We start from the raw sequence: 16665 nt of genomic DNA on the forward strand, positions 1-16665 counted from the left end.
GCGGCCACAAAACCGCGCGGTGCGGCGGCAGGGGCCGGAACGCCGCAACCCCGCACCCTCCCGCCCCGCCTCCCCTCAGGGCACGCGCCAGCCCTCCGGGTCGACCCCGCCGGGCACCACGTCATCCGGGGCGTAGGGCTCCCGCGTGAACACGAAGGTGCCCAGGTCCAGATGGGCCGGGGCGCCGCCCTCCCCCTCGACCACCCGCAGCGTCTCCCCCGCGTAATAGCCGTCGAGCCCCGTCCAGGTGCCGTCCGGCTCGGCCCTGAAGCGGGAGGCCCGGCCTCCCCCGGCGGCCGGGGACAGCTCCAGTCCGCGGTCCGCGCGCAGTCGCAGATGGTAGGCGCGAGGGCCCCAGTACCAGGGGCCGGTCAGCGCCAGAAGCGCCGGATCGACCTCGGTCAGCGGCCGCCACGGCTCGGGGATACGGGGCTCGTGCTCCGCCACGATCCGTATGAGGTCGGCGGCGATGGCGCCGATCGCGGGCCCCGAGGTGGTGTTGGCCAGTGCGATCCCGGCCAGCCGGTCCTCGGCGCTCACCCACAGCGAGGCCAGGAAGCCGGGCATGGAGCCGGTGTGGCCGTGGAGGAACCGCCCGCCGTGCCGGACGAGCTGCGTCCCCAGGCCATAGCCGCCGTCCCAGTCCCCCTCCTCGGGGGCGACGGCGGGCGCCCGCATCTCGGCCAGCGACTCCGCGCCGAGCACCCGCTCGTCCCCGTCCAGCAGGAAGGCGGCGAAGCGGGCCAGATCCCCGGCGGTCGACCAGAGCTGTCCGGCCGGGCCCATCCGCCCGGTGTCCTCGGCCGGTTCGGGCAGCAGCACATCCGCCCAGGGGTGCACGGCCCATCCCCCGGCGTGCGGCGCCCGCGGCTCGAGCGACGTACGCCCCATCCCCAGCGGCTCCAGCACCTCATGCGCGAGCACCTCGCCCCAGGGCGCTCCGCGCAGCCGCTCGACCAGCGCGCCGAGCAGCGCGAAACCGGGGTTGGAGTAGTGGTGACGGCGGCCCGCGGGGTGGATCAGCGGGCGCTCGCCGAAGATATCGGCGGTTTCGGGCCGCAGCGCCCCGGGTGTGCGCTCCCACCACGGGCCGCGGGCCTCGGCGGCGAGACCCGAGGTGTGGGAGAGCAGCTGGGCCACGGTCGCGCCCTCGGCCTCCGGCACGTCCAGATGCTTGGCCAGCGGATCGCCGAGGTCCAGCAGCCCCTCGTCGCGCAGCCGCATCACCAGCACCGCCACAAAGGTCTTGGTCAAGGAGCCGATGCGGTACTGGGTGTCGGTGTCCGGTGCGGATCCGTCCACAGAGCTGCGCGAACCCGTCCACACCAGCCGCCCCTCCCGCACCACGGCCCCGACCATGGACGGGGCACGGCCCTCGGCCTGGCCGCGGGCGAGGCGCCGCAGCAGGGCACGGCGGGTGGCGGGCAGCGGCTCGGCGAACTCATCCACGTCGGGTGTGGTCATATCGGCACTGTACGGCGAGGGTCTGACAACGGTCAGTCATCGGCCTGGCGGCCGGGTACCACCCGGCCCCGCACCGCGCTCTGGCCTTGACGCCGGGGTCAAGGTCTACCGTCGAAGCCATGCGGATCGGAGAGCTGGCCGAACGGGCGGGTACGACCACCCGCACCCTGCGCTATTACGAGTCGCTCGGGCTGCTGCCCGCGCGTCGCACCGGCAATGGTTACCGGTCGTACGACGAGGACGATCTACGGCTGCTCCAGCAGATCCGCACGCTGCGGGACTTCGGCTTCGAGCTGGAGGAGACGCGCCCGTTCGTCGAGTGCCTGCGCTCCGGCCATCCGGCCGGTGACTCCTGCCCCGCCTCGCTGGAGGTCTACCGGCGCAAGCTCGCCGAGCTGGACGAGTGCATCGCCCGGCTGAGCGTCATCCGGGAGCGGGTCGGGACCCAGCTCGTCCAGGCGGAGCGGGCCCGCGCGGAGCTGGAGGCAGCGGCGGCGGCACCCGAGGGGGCCCCGGAGCCGCGCTGCGAGCTGACACCGCCCGGCCCGTGAGGCCACCGCCTCCGCGCCAGCTCCGAACAACGACCCCGACGACCCCGAAGCAACGACTCCGAGCAAGGACCCCAAAGGGAGATACGACATGCCACTGACACACGCCGGGGGAGTGGCCACGGTCACGGACGCCACCTTCGCCGAGGAGGTGCTGGCGGCCGAGCTGCCGGTGCTGGTGAAGTTCACCGCCTCGTGGTGCCCCCCGTGCCGGATGATCGCGCCGGTGCTGGCGGAGATCGCACAGGAGGAGGGCCACCGGCTGAAGGTGGTGTCCCTGGACGTGGACGAGAACCCCTCCACCACCAACGCGTACGGGGTCCTCTCGATGCCGACGCTGATGCTGTTCCGGGCGGGCGAGCCGGTGCGGTCGCTGGTCGGGGCCCGCAGCAAGCGGCGGCTGCTGGAGGAGCTCGGCGATGCGCTCCGACCCTGTCCCTGACGCGATCTGACGCGCGCCGGAGCGGCGGCCGAACCGCCCCTGCTACGTTGGCCGGACATGACCATCAGCGGGGGCGGCCGTCAGCGGCCGTGAGCGGCTATCAGGTGGCCGGCAGTGGGGGCGGAAAAGGTGAGATCAGCGGTGCGCGTCCTGGTGCAGGGGAAACCCGTCGACTCCTATCCGGCGCTGCCTCCCGAGGCCGGGCGCGGTTCCCCGCGCCGGATCACCGAGGTCGGCGAGGAGGTGCTCCGCCGCTCCTGCCGCGAGGTGACCGAGTTCGGCACGCCCGAGCTGAGCGCCCTCATCGACGACATGTTCCTCACCATGTACATCGCCGACGGCGCCGGGCTGGCCGCCAATCAGGTCGACGTCGACCTGCGGCTGTTCGTCTACGACTGCCCGGACGACCACGGCGTACGCCACGTCGGCCACATCATCAACCCCGTCCTCGACCAGCCCGACCCGGCCCACCGGCAGCTCATCGAGGAGGCCGAGGGCTGTCTGTCCGTACCGGGCGCGCGGATGGACGTACCGCGCACCGACCGCACCGTGGTCCGCGGCGTCGACAAGGACGGCAACCCGCTGGTGATCGAGGGCACCGGCTACTTCGCCCGGTGTCTGCAGCACGAGGCCGACCACCTCTCGGGGCATCTCTACATCGACCGGCTCTCCAAGCGCGACCGCAAGGACGCGCTGCGGCAGATGGCGGACCGGCACGAGGAGGTCCTCGCCCGCCGCGTGGAGAAGGCGACGGCCCTGGGCCACCAGCTCCAGCCCTGACCCGGCCCCGCCCGGCCACCGCCTAGCGCAGCCGTCGCGCTCGCAGCACGGTGTCATGGGTGTGGTGGGTGCCGGCGGGGGCGGGGGCGGTGCGTGGACGGGTTTCGTTGACGACAACCGCCCAGCCGTCGTCGAGCACCCCGGCGATGTCGTCGGGCTGGTAGTAGTCCCCCGGGTCGAAGCCCTGCTCCGGGTGCGGGGTCAGATCGGCGAGGTCATGCGTGGCGAACAGCAGGGTGCCCCCGGGCGCGACGGCGTCCAGCAGGCCATGCAGCGCGCCGTGGTCCGGCTGGCGCTTGAGCGGAAAGTACTGGACGGACACCAGGTCGAACGCCGCGGCCGGAGGCGGCGTGCCGGTCAGATCGGCCCGCGTCCACGCCACCCGGCCCCCGATGTCCGCGGCCGCCGCGGCGGCGCGCTCCAAGGCGACCCGGGAGATGTCCACCGCGGTCACCTGCCACCCCCGCCGAGCCAGCCAGACCGCGTCGCCACCCTCCCCACACCCCACATCGAGCGCCTGCCCCGGCGGAAGCTCGGCGACCTCGCTGACCAGCACCCCGTTGGGCGCCCCGCTGAACAGCTGATCGCGGCTGCGATACATGTCGTCCCAGAACTCCGTGTCCATGCCCGCCAACCTGCCCCCACCCAGGACGAGCTGACAAAATTCTTTGCGAAAGCGGCAAAGCGCGGGCCAGGCAGAGGCAGCGGCTGTCAGGTCTGGGCCATGTCCACGAAGCGGGAGTAGTGGCCCTGGAAGGCGACCGTGATCGTGGCCGTCGGGCCGTTACGGTGCTTGGCCACGATCAGGTCCGCCTCGCCCGCGCGCGGCGACTCCTTCTCGTAGGCGTCCTCGCGGTGGAGCAGGATGACCATGTCGGCGTCCTGCTCGATGGATCCACTCTCTCGGAGGTCCGAGACCATCGGCTTCTTGTCCGTGCGCTGCTCGGGGCCTCGGTTGAGCTGGGAGAGCGCGATGACGGGCACCTCCAGCTCCTTGGCCAGCAGCTTCAGGTTTCGCGACATGTCCGAGACCTCCTGCTGACGGCTCTCGGGGCGCCGGGCGCCGCCGGACTGCATCAGCTGGAGGTAGTCGATGACGACCAGCTGGAGGTCATTGCGCTGCTTGAGCCGACGGCACTTGGCGCGGATCTCCATCATCGACAGGTTCGGGGAGTCGTCGATGTAGAGCGGGGCCTGGGAGACGTCCGGCATCCGCCGGGCCAGCCGGGTCCAGTCCTCGTCGGTCATGCTGCCGGAGCGCATGTGGTGGAGCGCCACCCGGGCCTCGGCGGAGAGCAGACGCATGGCGATCTCGTTGCGGCCCATCTCCAGGGAGAAGATGACGCTCGGCATGTTGTGCTTGATGGAGCAGGCGCGCGCGAAGTCGAGGGCCAGGGTGGACTTGCCCATGGCGGGGCGGGCGGCGATGACGATCATCTGGCCCGGGTGCAGCCCGTTCGTGAGGGAGTCCAGGTCGGTGAAGCCGGTGGGCACGCCGGACATCTGCCCGCTGCGCGAGCCGATCGCCTCGATCTCGTCGAGCGCGCCCTCCATGATGTCGCCGAGCGGCAGATAGTCCTCGCTAGTGCGCTGCTCGGTGACGGCGTAGATCTCCGCCTGGGCGTTGTTGACGATCTCGTCGACGTCCCCGTCCGCCGCGTATCCCATCTGGGTGATGCGGGTGCCGGCCTCGACGAGGCGGCGCAGCACGGCGCGCTCGTGGACGATCTCCGCGTAGTACTCGGCGTTGGCGGCGGTGGGGACCGACTGGACGAGGGTGTGGAGATACGAGGCGCCGCCGACCCGGGCGATCTCGCCACGCTTGGTCAGCTCGGCGGCGACGGTGATCGGGTCGGCCGGCTCGCCCTTGGCGTAGAGATCCAGGATGGCCTGGTAGACGGTCTCGTGGGCGGGCCGGTAGAAGTCATTGCCCTTGAGGACCTCCACCACGTCGGCGATGGCGTCCTTGGAGAGCAGCATGCCGCCGAGGACGGACTGCTCGGCGTCGAGGTCCTGGGGCGGAACGCGCTCGAAGCCGGAGCCTTCCCAGGGGGAGCCGCCGCCTCCGTCGCGGTCGTTGCCGTCGCGGCCCCGGCCGCCGCCGTCACCGCGGCGGAAGCGGGGGGACGGGAACCGGTCGGACGGGCCGGAGTCCGCCCATGGGTCGTCCATGGGCTCGGGCACGCTCACCCCGCCACCTCCTCCCGTCCGCGAAGCGAACCTCGCCGTGCCCGTCCTTCTTAGGGCACGGCTATGACACAACTGAGCGGCCGGCTTTCCGGACACGGCGCATCGGAGGCTGGGGGTTCCAGGGCCGGATCGGGTGGCGGGCGCCGGACCACGGTAGGCCCGTCGGCACCGCCAGCCAACTTGGTTATCCACAGGGCCTGTGGATGATGGGATCCATCCTGTGGGTAAGTCGCGCGAACCTGTGCACGGGCCGGGGGACAGTGCTGTGGACAAACACACAATCACCCCGAGAGTCCATGCCTGACCTGCGGTTTCTCTATCCAGTGGCTGTGCAGAAGAAAAACTTCCGCCCCCAGCGCAAGATCACAACAAAGGGCGCAGAGAAGATCGTCCCGCGCGCCGCCTTGTAAGGACCAGTGACAGCTTGTGTCTCTTACCTGTGGACGATTAGATTGCCCTCATGACACAGGCCCCCACGAGCGCGCGGAGCACCCAGCGCCACCACGACCGCGAGATCATCGCACTCGCGCTTCCCGCCTTCGGCGCACTCGTGGCGGAACCCCTCTTCGTCATGGTCGACAGTGCCGTCGTCGGCCATCTGGGCACCGCCCAGCTGGCCGGTCTCGGCGTCGCCGCGGCCCTGCTCGCCACCGCCGTCAACATCTTCGTCTTCCTCGCCTACGCCACCACCGCGGCGGTGGCCCGCCGGGTCGGCGCGGGCGACCTCGCCGGGGCGATACGGCAGGGCATGGACGGCATCTGGCTGGCCCTGCTGCTCGGCGCCGCCGTCATCGCCGTCGCCCTTCCCACCGCCCCCGCCCTCGTCGACCTCTTCGGCGCCTCGGACACAGCCGCGCCCTACGCCATCACCTATCTGCGGATCAGTGCCCTCGGCATCCCCGCGATGCTGGTGGTCCTCGCGGCCACCGGTGTGCTGCGCGGCCTCCAGGACACCCGGACCCCGCTGTATGTCGCCATCGGCGGCTTCGGGGCCAACGCCGCGCTGAACGCCACCCTGGTCTATGGGGCCGGGCTGGGCATCGCGGGCTCGGCCTGGGGCACGGTGATCGCCCAGAACGCCATGGCCGCCGTCTACCTCGCCGTCGTCGTCCGAGGCGCGCGGCGCCATGGCACCTCGCTGCGGCCCGATGCCGCGGGAATCAGGGCCTGTGCCCACGCCGGGGCACCGCTGCTGATCCGTACGCTCTCGCTGCGCGCCGTGATGCTGATCGCGACGGCTGTGGCGGCCCGCCTCGGCGACACCGAAATCGCCGCCCACCAGATCGTGCTCACCCTGTGGAGCCTGCTGGCCTTCGCCCTGGACGCCATCGCCATCGCGGGCCAGGCGATCATCGGACGCTATCTGGGCGCCGGCGACGAGGAGGGCGCGCGGGCCGCCTGCCGTCGCATGGTGCGGTGGGGCATCGCCTCGGGCGTGGTGCTGGGCCTGCTGGTGGTCGCCGCCCGGCCGCTGTTCATCCCCCTGTTCACCACCGATTCCGCGGTACGGGACGCCCTGCTGCCCGCCCTGTTGGTCACGGCCCTCATCCAGCCGGTCTCGGGGGTGGTCTTCGTCCTCGACGGCGTGCTGATGGGCGCGGGCGACGGGCCGTATCTGGCCTGGGCGATGATCGCCACACTGGCCGTCTTCGCCCCGGTGGCGCTGCTGGTGCCCTCGCTCGGCGGGGGCCTGACGGCGCTGTGGTGCACCATGGCGCTGATGATGTCGGTCCGGATGACGACCCTGTGGCTGCGCACCCGCTCCGGCCGCTGGATCGTCACCGGCGCGGTACGAAGCTGAGTCCAGGTCCCACCAGTCAGCCCCCGGCACGGCGGAGGGCAGCGGAAGGCCGGCACGGCAGAAGGCCGACATGGCGGAGGGCCGCACCCCACAACAGGGTGCGGCCCTCCGGTGCGCTGTGCACGGTGCCGACGGCGACCGTCATGGCCGTCGTCAGGCGGCGACGACCTCGACGCCGACCTTGGCGGCAACCTCGGCGTGCAGACGGACCGAGACCTGGTGCGCGCCCAGGGTCTTGATCGGGGCCGACACCTCGATGCGGCGCTTGTCGACCTCCGGGCCACCCGCGTCCTTGATCGCCGAGGCGATGTCGGCCGGGGTGACGGAGCCGAAGAGCCGACCGGCGTCGCCGGCACGGGTCTTCAGGCGCACCTTGACGCCCTCGAGCTGAGCCTTGACCTCATTGGCCTGCTCGATCGTGGCGATCTCGCGGATGCGACGACCGCGGCGGATCTGCTCGACGTCCTTCTCGCCGCCCTTGGTCCAGCGGAGCGCCAGACCACGCGGGACCAGGTAGTTACGGGCGTAACCGTCCTTGACGTCCACGACGTCACCGGCGGCACCGAGGCCGGAGACCTCGTGGGTGAGGATGATCTTCATGATTCGGTCACCCTTCCCTTATCGCGCGGTGGAGGTGTAGGGCAGCAGCGCCATCTCACGGCTGTTCTTCACGGCCGTGGCGACGTCACGCTGGTGCTGGGTGCAGTTGCCGGTGACCCGGCGGGCACGGATCTTGCCGCGGTCGGAGATGAACTTCCGCAGCAGGTTCGTGTCCTTGTAGTCGACGTAGGAGATCTTCTCCTTGCAGAACACGCAAACCTTCTTCTTCGGCTTGCGAGCAGGCGGCTTCGCCATTGTCTCTCTCCAGTGTGATCAAGAAGTGTGTGCTGGTCGCCCTGACCAGACCGCGCGCTGTTTCACGTGAAACAACGCCTCGGGCCTAGAAGGGCGGCTCGTCCGAGTAGCCCCCGGAGTTGCCGGAGCCGCCGCCCCAGCCACCACCACCGCCGCCCTGGCCGCCGGCCGGAGCGCCGGTCGCCCACGGGTCGTCGGCCGGAGCGCCGCCGCCCTGCTGCTGGCCGCCGCCGCTGGGGCCACCGCCCCAGCCGCCGCCGCCCTGGCCGCCACCGCCGCCGTAACCACCCTGACCACCGCGACCGGTGGTCTTGGTGACCTTGGCTGTGGCGTTGCGCAGGCTGGCGCCGACCTCGTCGACATCCAGCTCATAGACCGTGCGCTTGATCCCCTCGCGGTCCTCATAGGACCGCTGCTTCAGACGGCCCTGCACGATGACGCGCATGCCGCGCTGAAGGGACTCGGCCACGTTCTCCGCGGCCTGCCGCCACACCGAGCACGTGAGGAAGAGGCTCTCGCCGTCCTTCCACTCGTTGGTCTGCCGGTCGAAGGTACGGGGAGTGGACGCGACGCGGAACTTCGCGACCGCCGCACCGGACGGGGTGAAACGCAGCTCGGGGTCGTCGACGAGATTGCCGACGACCGTGATGACGGTCTCGCCTGCCATTGGGGGAACCTCTCGGCGGGTACTGCTGGGCTGCTTGCTACTCGTTGCGATTCGGCCCCGATGACCGCTGAACGCTTATGCGGTCAGTGGGTCTCGGGACGGAGGACCTTGGTCCGGAGGACCGACTCGTTCAGGTTCAGCTGGCGGTCGAGCTCCTTGACGACCGCGGGCTCGGCCTGCAAGTCGATGACCGAGTAGATGCCCTCGGGCTTCTTCTTGATCTCGTACGAGAGACGACGACGGCCCCAGGTGTCGACCTTCTCGACCTTGCCGTTGCCCTCACGGACGACGGAAAGGAAGTTCTCGATCAGCGGGGAGACAGCGCGCTCCTCGAGATCGGGGTCGAGGATGACCATCACCTCGTAGTGACGCATGTGGAACCCACCTCCTTTGGACTCAGCGGCCACGGTCGTTCCGTGGCAGGAGGGTCGTGATGCGTATCCGCTTCGGCGTCAGTGCAGACACCACCGCGGACGGTACACAGTACCCGGCTTCGGCCGCCCGCTTGAAATCCGGGCGTCTTGGCCCGCAATCTGTACACATCGGGTGTGAGCGGCGTAACAGTTCGCCGCCTTGCTCTATGTGCCTACCTGGAGGTGCCCCATGGCACAGGCAGCACGATCCCACCACGGCTTGTTCACCTTCCTGGACACCGATGGCAAGTCGCATCCCGTAGAGAACACGGTCGCCGTGGCGACCCTGGTGATCGGCGTGATCGCCTTTGTCACGGCTCATTTCCCCCACCTCCACCTGGTCAGCTCATGGGTCGGGCTGATCGGGATGATCAGCGGTGCCTGGGGCCAGCTGAGGTCCGTGACCACTGGTGAGCGGTTCCTGCTGATCATCGGGCTCGGTGCCTCCGGGGTCGGCTTCTATCTCGGCATGGCGCATGGAGGGCTCTTCGGCGGCGTGCTGGGCTGAGCCCGCCCGGAGCCCGGTTGTCCCCGGGCCCGAACGGGGCGTGTCCCGGTCGCAGTAGGCTTCGGCGCGAGAGCCGGAGCCCCGACCCTGGGGACAAACCTGCCGAGGAGCGCCCCACATGAGCCTGACCTTGAGGACGATCAGCCGAGAGCAGCATCTGGCGTACATCCAGAGCCTGCCGGCGGCAAGCCACATGCAGGTGCCTGCATGGGCTGACGTCAAGTCGGAGTGGCGCTCGGAGAACCTCGGCTGGTTCGACGCCACGGGTCAGCTCGTCGGCGCCGGTCTCGTCCTCTACCGCCAGCTGCCCAAGATCAAGCGCTATCTCGCCTATCTCCCCGAGGGCCCGGTCATCAACTGGTACGCCCCCAACCTCGAGGACTGGCTGCGTCCGATGCTCGCGCATCTGAAGCAGCAGGGCGCCTTCTCCGTGAAGATGGGCCCGCCGGTCATCATCCGCCGCTGGGATTCCGCCGCGATCAAGTCCGGCATCCAGAACCCCGACGTCAAGCGGCTGCGCGATGTCGAGGCCACCTTCATCGAGCCGCGCGCCTTCGAGGTGGCCGAGCGGCTGCGGCGCATGGGCTGGCAGCAGGGCGAGGACGGCGGGGCCGGCTTCGGTGACGTCCAGCCGCGGTACGTCTTCCAGGTACCGCTGGAGAACCGGTCCCTGGAGGATGTCCACAAGGGCTTCAATCAGCTGTGGCGCCGCAACATCAAGAAGGCCGAGAAGGCCGGTGTCGAGGTCGTCCAGGGCGGCTACGAGCATCTGCCCGAGTGGCAGCGGCTCTACGAGATCACAGCGGAGCGCGACCACTTCCGGCCCCGCCCGCTCAGCTACTTCCAGCGCATGTGGACGGCCCTCAACACCGAGGACCCCAATCGGATGCGGCTGTACTTCGCGATGCACGAGAACGAGGCCGTGGCCGCCGCCACGATGCTGATCGTCGGCGGCCATGTCTGGTACTCCTACGGCGCCTCCGCCAACCACAAGCGCGAGGTCCGGCCCTCGAACGCGATGCAGTGGCGGATGCTCCGCGACGCCTACGCACTGGGCGCGACCGTCTATGACCTGCGCGGCATCAGCGACTCCCTCGATGAGACGGATCATCTCTTCGGTCTGATCCAGTTCAAGGTGGGCACCGGCGGGCAGGCTGCCGAATACCTCGGCGAGTGGGACTTCCCGCTCAACAAGCTCCTGCACAAGGCGCTCGACATCTACATGTCGCGCCGCTGACCACGATTCGCTGTCTCCCATACCTCCAATACACCGCGGCTATGAGAAAGGTTCCGGGACCGGCCAATGGCGCTCACCCTCTATGTCGACACCGCGCGCTGGCGGGCGCACCAGCAATCGGTGATCCAGCAGTTCCCGGGGATAGTCCCGGTCTGCAAAGGCAACGGCTACGGCTTCGGCCATGAGCGGCTGGCCGAGGAAGCCGCCCGTTTCGGCAGCGACATCCTCGCGGTCGGGACCACGTACGAGGCCGCCCGGATGAAGGACTTCTTCAGCGGTGACCTGCTGGTGCTCACCCCCTTCCGCCGCGGTGAGGAGCCGGTGCCGCTGCCGGACCGGGTGATCCGTTCGGTCTCGTCGGTCGACGGCGTCTACGGCCTGGTGAACGCGCGCGTGGTCATCGAGGTCATGAGCAGCATGAAGCGGCACGGCGTCACCGAGGAGGACCTGCCCAAGCTGCACGCGGCGATAGAGAACGTCCGGCTGGAGGGGTTCGCCATCCACCTCCCGCTCGACCGCACCGACGGCCTGGACGCGGTCGAGGAGGTCATCGCCTGGATGGACCGGCTGCGGGCGGCGCGCCTGCCGCTGCACACCATGTTCGTCAGCCACCTCAAGGCCGAGGAACTGGCCCGGCTGCAGCAGCAGTTCCCGCAGACCCGCTTCCGGGCGCGGATCGGCACCCGGCTGTGGCTGGGCGACCACGACTCGACGGAGTACCGGGGCTCGGTGCTCGACGTCACCCGGGTCTCGAAGGGCGACCGCTTCGGCTACCGCCAGCAGAAGGCCGCCTCCGACGGCCATCTGGTCGTGGTCGCGGGCGGCACCTCCCACGGCGTCGGTCTGGAGGCGCCCAAGGCGCTGCACGGGGTGATGCCCCGCGCCAAGGGGGTCGCCCGCGCCGGTCTGGCGACCGTCAACCGCAACCTCTCGCCGTTCGTGTGGGCGGGCAAGCAGCGGTGGTTCGCCGAGCCGCCGCACATGCAGGTGTCCATCCTGTTCGTGCCCAGTGACGTCCAGGCACCCCAGGTGGGGGATGAGCTGGTGGCGCATCTGCGGCACACCACGACCCAGTTCGACCGGCTGCTCGACCGCTGAACCCACGCCGCCGGGAGGAGTTCCGCACCGCCGGGAGGGGCTCCCGTCCGGGGCTCACTCCCGGTGGACGCCCCAGTCCACCAGCGCCGCGCCCTCATAGCGGGACGCGCGCCGCGCCTCTCCCAGCACGAACGCGTCCGGGGCCCGGTCCAGCACGCCTCCCCCGGGGTCGTCCGACCCGTCCCGGCGCACCGGGTCCCGCTCCGGCACCAGCGCGTCCCGGACGATCAGGGCGCACAGATACAGCGTCCCCAGCAGATGCACGGCGATCGCCAGCTGATAGCCCTCCGCGGGCAGCCCCCGGTGCTGGTCGCCGCTGCCCGTGTACGCGAGGTACATCCAGATCCCCAGGAAGTACATGACCTCGCACGCCTGCCAGACCAGGAAGTCCCGCCAGCGCGGCCTGGCCAGTGCGGCCAGCGGGATCAGCCACAGCACGTACTGCGGTGAGTAGACCTTGTTGGTGAGCACGAACGCCGCGACGATCAGGAAGGACAGCTGGGCCAGGCGCGGACGGCGCGGGGCGCACAGGGCGAGCGCCGCCACCCCGAGGCAGGCCAGGGCCATCAGCACGGTGCCGTAGGTGTTGACGTCCTCCAGGGGGTTCCCGGTGCGCTGGGANTTGACGTCCTCCAGGGGGTTCCCGGTGCGCTGGGAGATGATCAGCCACACCGAGCCGAAGTCCACGGGGCGCTCCTGGCTGAAGGTGTAGAACGTCTTCCAGCCGTCGCGGATGTGCGGTCCGCCCTGCGTACTGATCATCACGGGGAGGTTCACCACGAGCCAGGCGGCCAGGGCTCCGCCCGCGGTCGTCCAGAAGGCCCGCAGCCGCCCCGCCCGCAGGCAGAGCACCAGCAGCGGACCGAGCAGCAGCCCTGGGTAGAGCTTGGCGGCCGTCGCGAGCCCCAGCAGCACACCGGCGGCCAGCGGGCGGCTGCGGGACCACATCAGCAGGGCGGCGGCCGTAAGGGCGACGGCGAACAGGTCCCAGTTGATGGTGGCCGTGAGCGCGAAGGCGGGGGCGAGGGCGACCAGCAGCGCGTCCCAGGGGCGGCGGCGGTGCGTACGGGCCACACAGACCGCGATGACCGCGGTGCAGACCATCAGCATGCCCGCGTTGACCAGCCAGTAGATCTGCTCGCGGTCCTGGATGGAGCCGCCGTGCGGGGTCATCCAGGAGGCGACCTCCATGAAGAGGCCGGTGAGGACCGGATACTCCAGGTACTGCATCCCGCCCGAGACGTTGTCCGGTATGCGGTCGAAGTACGGGACGAGGTCGAGGGCGAAGCCGCGGCCGTTGTAGAGGTGCGGTATGTCGGAGTAGCAGGCGTGGGTGTACTGGGCGGTGGCCCCGTAGAACCAGCCGCCGTCGTAGCAGGGCAGCTTCTGCACCATGCCCAGGGCGAACATGCCGATGGCGACGATCGCCACGATCCGCACCGGGGTCCACCAGCTCGTGCCCAGCAGGGCCCGGCGCCCGGTCGGCCCACCGATCAGCTCGCTGCCGGCCGCGGCCACCGGGTCCTCGGCGGTCGGCCGTACGGGCTGGGCCTGTGGGTCCTCGCGCACGCTCATGGCCCCCATCCTGCCGTACGAGCCCCGCCGGAGGAGCCAGGACCGGCCCAGCGGCCGCTGAGTGCGCCGCGGACGCCCCGGCGGTCCCTGGGGCCGGGGAGAGGTGTGCCAGAGGCGCAGAGAGCCGTCCAGGGCCCGGAACGGCGCCGGCCGCGCCGGAGCGGGTTCGCTCCGGCGCGGCCGGCGAGGGTGGACGGGTCGTACGGGACCGCGTGCTATTCCTTCCTGCGGGTCCCGGACGGGCCGCCGAATATGCCACCGGGGCCGCCCGGGTCCTCCGTGGTCGGCGATGTGGACGGGCCTCCCGGACCGCCGTTCGCGCCGCCGTTCTGGTTGCCGCCGTTGCCGTTGCCGCCGTTGTCCTGGCAGTTCAGGTCCAGCGGGTCACAGGTGTCCGTCGGGGTCGGGCTGCCGGACGGCGACTCCGAGGGGGACTCCGACGGAGATTCCGAAGGCGACTCCGACGGGGACTCGGACGGCTTCTCCGTCGTCTGGGTCGGGCTCGGGCTGGCGTCCTCGCCGAAGACCTTCTGCCCGATCGGGGTGGCCGCGGGGAAGTCCTTGACCGGCACGCCCTTCAGGGCACCGCGCATGTAGTCGGCCCAGATCTCCGCCGGGAACGACGCACCGTGGATCGTCTCCTGGCCGCCCACACCGCGCATGGACAGGAACTTCTGGCTCTTGGCCTGGTCGTCCACCCGCCACATGCCGATCGCCGTGGACAGCTGCGGGGTGTAGCCGGAGAACCAGGCCGACTTGTTCTCGTCGGTGGTTCCGGTCTTGCCCGCGACCGGACGGCCGATCTTCGCCGAGGTGCCGGTGCCGCGCTGGACCACGTTCTCCAGGACGTCGGTGACGTTGTTCGCCACGTTCGAGTCGAACGCCCGCTTGAGCTCGGCGTCCTGCTTGTGGTTGTAGACCGGGCCGTTCTTGTCCTCGACCCGCTCCACCGAGTACGGCTCGGCCTGCTGACCGCTGGCCGCGAAGGTGGCGTACGCCCCGGCGAGCCGGATGGCGCTGGGCGCCGAGGTGCCGAGCGAGAACGTCGGGGTGATCGAGGCCAACTGCTCCTTGCTGAGGCCCGCGGCCAGGGCCGCGTCCCGCACCTTGTCGGTGCCGACGTCCATGCCCAGCTGGATGAACGGGGTGTTCACCGAGTACTGCATCGCGGTGCGCAGGCTGATCGGGCCCTTGTCCTCGTCACCGTCGTTGCGCTGGTGCCACTCCTTGCCGTCCTTGTCGTGCCAGACGGTGCCGTCGTAGTCCCGCAGGGTCACCTTGTTGTCACCGTTGTAGACACTGCTCGGCGAGACCAGGGTGCGCTCGGAATCGGGTTGCTCCCGTGGGCCCTTCGGATCCCGGACGCCATTGGTCATCGCGGCGGCCATCACGAAGGGCTTGAAGGTCGAGCCCACCTGGACACCGGTGTAGTCGGCGTTGTTGCGGTAGTGCTCCAGCGCGTTCTTGCCGCCGTAGATGGCCAGGATCTTGCCGGTCTTGGGCTCCACCGAGGCGCCGCCGAACTGGACGTACTTGTCCACGTCGCGCTGTTTCGGCTTGATGTTCTCCTTGGAGACCTTCTCGACCGCCCGGGTCAGCTCACTGATCTTCTTCCGGTCGAAGGTGGTGTGGATCTGATAGCCACCCTTGTCCAGTTTTGACTTGCTGATGCCGGTGTTGGCGATGATGTAGTTGTCGGCGAGGTCGGTCAGGTAGCCGATCTGGCCCTGCTTGTTCGTGGCCACCTTCGGGTTCTGCGGCATCGGGAAACCCTTGGCGATCCACTTCTGGGCCTCCGCCCTGGGCATCCTGTGCACGGCGACCTCGCGCCGCAGGATCCACTCCCAGCGCTGCTTGGCCCGCTTGGTGTTGGCCTCCTTGGTGGCGGCGGCGCCGTAGCCGCCGTTGGGGTCGTAGAGGTTGGGGCCGTTGAGCGTCGAGGCCAGGAAGGCGCTCTGGCTGGGCGTCAGGTCCGCGCAGTCCCGGTCGTAGTAGGCGCGGGCGGCCGCCTGGCAGCCGTAGGCACCGCGTCCGTAGTACGCGGTGTTCAGATAGCTCCCGAGGATGTAGTCCTTGTCCTTGGTCGCGCCCACCTTTATGGAGATGAACAGCTCCTTGACCTTACGCGTGAGCGTCTGTGACTGGTCGAGGTAGGTGTTCTTCACGAACTGCTGGGTGATGGTCGAACCACTCTGGGTCGCTCCACCCTTCGCCATGTTGACGACCGCGCGGGCGATACCCATCGGGTCGACGCCGCTGTCGTCGTAGAAGCTGGCGTTCTCCGCGGAGATCACCGCGTTCTGCATGGACTTGGGGATCTTGCTGAGGGGGACGATCTGGCGGTTGAGGTCGCCACCGCCGGAGACCACCATCTGCTTGCCGTCCGCCCAGTAGTAGACGTTCTTCTGGGTCTGGGACGCGGCCTGGGCGGTCGGCACTTCCACCAGCCACAGCCCTATGCCGACGGCGCCGAGCAGCACCGCGAAGAAGAAGATGAAGGTTCCCGTCACCAGCCTCCAGGACGGAACCCAGCGCCGGAAACCCGACCGCCCAGCGCGCGGGTAGTCGATGAAGCGCTTCTTGCCGGGGTGCCCATCGCCCCCCGAGCCACGTCCGCGGCCGCCGCCCGTCCCCCGTCGGCCGCCTCCGCGACCGCCGGAGCCCGCGCCGGCCGCGCTCGACTCGGATACTCGTCTCCGGCCACCGCCACGTTGGGCGGCGCGGCGGGCCGCCGCACGGCCGCCGTAAGGACGCTCTTCCCCCTCGGGGGTGGCGCCCGACCCGGCTGCGGCGTTGTGCGTAGGTGCTGCGCGGCGGCCGGACGACTGCTGTCCGGCTCGCCGGGCCGCTGCTCGTCCGCCGCCTTGGGGTTGCGGCGGCTTGCGACGGTGCTCGCTCATGGAACGACTTCTCCTCGGGCAGGCGCTATCGCCTGAAAGCGGCAGATGGCTTCCGGTCCCCCCAATGTGCGATCCGGTCGCACCAGGCAACCGGACGCACTGCATCCGGGACGAGGACGCATCTCGGCGTCACTTGGTTCCCATAGGTCTGCATGGCGAACAGAGTACGCACGGTCAAAACCCGCCC

16 protein-coding genes are annotated in these 16665 nt (G+C 70.1%); 7 read left to right on the forward strand and 9 right to left on the reverse strand.

What is annotated here, in order from left to right; genetic code table 11:
* Positions 1-75: 75 nt before the first annotated feature.
* A complete protein-coding gene (locus tag IEJ02_RS36375; RefSeq protein ID WP_137978687.1) occupies positions 76-1464 on the reverse strand; it encodes a serine hydrolase domain-containing protein in 1389 nt (462 codons plus the stop codon).
* Positions 1465-1583: 119 nt separating this feature from the next.
* Between IEJ02_RS36375 and IEJ02_RS36380 the strand changes: the two genes are divergently transcribed.
* The 3 genes from IEJ02_RS36380 (at position 1584) to def (ending at position 3234) form a co-directional block, all read left to right on the forward strand.
* The gene (locus IEJ02_RS36380; RefSeq protein WP_191068704.1) at positions 1584-2015 is read left to right on the forward strand and encodes a MerR family transcriptional regulator; all 432 of its coding nucleotides are present in this window, start codon (positions 1584-1586) and stop codon (positions 2013-2015) included.
* Positions 2016-2103: 88 nt separating this feature from the next.
* Positions 2104-2454 (forward strand): thioredoxin, encoded by a 351-nt coding sequence (gene trxA / locus IEJ02_RS36385; protein ID WP_223865059.1) that lies wholly within the window; start codon positions 2104-2106, stop codon positions 2452-2454.
* 141 nt (positions 2455-2595) lie between these two features.
* Positions 2596-3234 (forward strand): peptide deformylase, encoded by a 639-nt coding sequence (def, locus tag IEJ02_RS36390; RefSeq protein ID WP_191068705.1) that lies wholly within the window; start codon positions 2596-2598, stop codon positions 3232-3234.
* A 22-nt stretch (positions 3235-3256) separates the two neighbouring features.
* Here the strand turns inward: def and IEJ02_RS36395 are convergent, their stop codons facing one another.
* Positions 3257-3859: a class I SAM-dependent methyltransferase gene (locus IEJ02_RS36395; RefSeq protein WP_191068706.1), complete on the reverse strand. Its 603-nt coding sequence runs from the start codon at positions 3857-3859 to the stop codon at positions 3257-3259.
* Between the two features lie 86 nt (positions 3860-3945).
* Positions 3946-5424, reverse strand: a complete 1479-nt coding sequence (gene dnaB / locus IEJ02_RS36400) for a replicative DNA helicase (protein WP_137978689.1) — start codon at positions 5422-5424, stop codon at positions 3946-3948.
* A 460-nt stretch (positions 5425-5884) separates the two neighbouring features.
* Between dnaB and IEJ02_RS36405 the strand changes: the two genes are divergently transcribed.
* The gene (locus IEJ02_RS36405) at positions 5885-7225 is read left to right on the forward strand and encodes an MATE family efflux transporter (RefSeq protein WP_191068707.1); all 1341 of its coding nucleotides are present in this window, start codon (positions 5885-5887) and stop codon (positions 7223-7225) included.
* A gap of 153 nt (positions 7226-7378) precedes the next feature.
* Here the strand turns inward: IEJ02_RS36405 and rplI are convergent, their stop codons facing one another.
* The 4 genes from rplI to rpsF all read right to left on the reverse strand — a co-directional run bounded on the left by rplI (position 7379) and on the right by rpsF (position 9121).
* The gene (gene rplI / locus IEJ02_RS36410) at positions 7379-7825 is read right to left on the reverse strand and encodes a 50S ribosomal protein L9 (protein WP_137978691.1); all 447 of its coding nucleotides are present in this window, start codon (positions 7823-7825) and stop codon (positions 7379-7381) included.
* A gap of 18 nt (positions 7826-7843) precedes the next feature.
* On the reverse strand, positions 7844-8080 hold the full coding sequence (gene rpsR, locus IEJ02_RS36415) for a 30S ribosomal protein S18 (protein WP_003978893.1): 237 nt from the start codon (positions 8078-8080) through the stop codon (positions 7844-7846).
* 85 nt (positions 8081-8165) lie between these two features.
* Positions 8166-8747 carry a single-stranded DNA-binding protein gene (locus IEJ02_RS36420; RefSeq protein ID WP_137978692.1) on the reverse strand — a complete coding sequence of 194 codons (582 nt, stop codon included), beginning with the start codon at positions 8745-8747 and terminating at the stop codon, positions 8166-8168.
* Positions 8748-8830: 83 nt separating this feature from the next.
* A complete protein-coding gene (gene rpsF, locus IEJ02_RS36425) occupies positions 8831-9121 on the reverse strand; it encodes a 30S ribosomal protein S6 (protein WP_030827724.1) in 291 nt (96 codons plus the stop codon).
* A 229-nt stretch (positions 9122-9350) separates the two neighbouring features.
* On the opposite strand from rpsF, the gene IEJ02_RS36430 reads away from it, so the two are divergent.
* From IEJ02_RS36430 to IEJ02_RS36440, 3 genes are all read left to right on the forward strand, one after another.
* On the forward strand, positions 9351-9668 hold the full coding sequence (locus IEJ02_RS36430; protein WP_137978693.1) for a hypothetical protein: 318 nt from the start codon (positions 9351-9353) through the stop codon (positions 9666-9668).
* Positions 9669-9786: 118 nt separating this feature from the next.
* Complete coding sequence (locus IEJ02_RS36435) at positions 9787-10905, forward strand: lipid II:glycine glycyltransferase FemX (protein ID WP_137978694.1); 1119 nt, start codon at positions 9787-9789, stop codon at positions 10903-10905.
* A 66-nt stretch (positions 10906-10971) separates the two neighbouring features.
* Complete coding sequence (locus tag IEJ02_RS36440; RefSeq protein ID WP_191068708.1) at positions 10972-12003, forward strand: alanine racemase; 1032 nt, start codon at positions 10972-10974, stop codon at positions 12001-12003.
* A gap of 54 nt (positions 12004-12057) precedes the next feature.
* On the opposite strand, the gene IEJ02_RS36445 is transcribed toward IEJ02_RS36440, so the two are convergent.
* Both IEJ02_RS36445 and IEJ02_RS36450 read right to left on the reverse strand, forming a co-directional pair.
* On the reverse strand, positions 12058-13578 hold the full coding sequence (locus tag IEJ02_RS36445; RefSeq protein WP_191068709.1) for a glycosyltransferase family 87 protein: 1521 nt from the start codon (positions 13576-13578) through the stop codon (positions 12058-12060).
* 215 nt (positions 13579-13793) lie between these two features.
* Positions 13794-16478, reverse strand: coding sequence for a transglycosylase domain-containing protein (locus IEJ02_RS36450; protein WP_191068710.1), 2685 nt, complete (start codon positions 16476-16478; stop codon positions 13794-13796).
* Positions 16479-16665: the final 187 nt, after the last annotated feature.

This window comes from Streptomyces sp. 5-10 (genome assembly GCF_014712245.1).
GTDB lineage: Bacteria > Actinomycetota > Actinomycetes > Streptomycetales > Streptomycetaceae > Streptomyces > Streptomyces violaceusniger.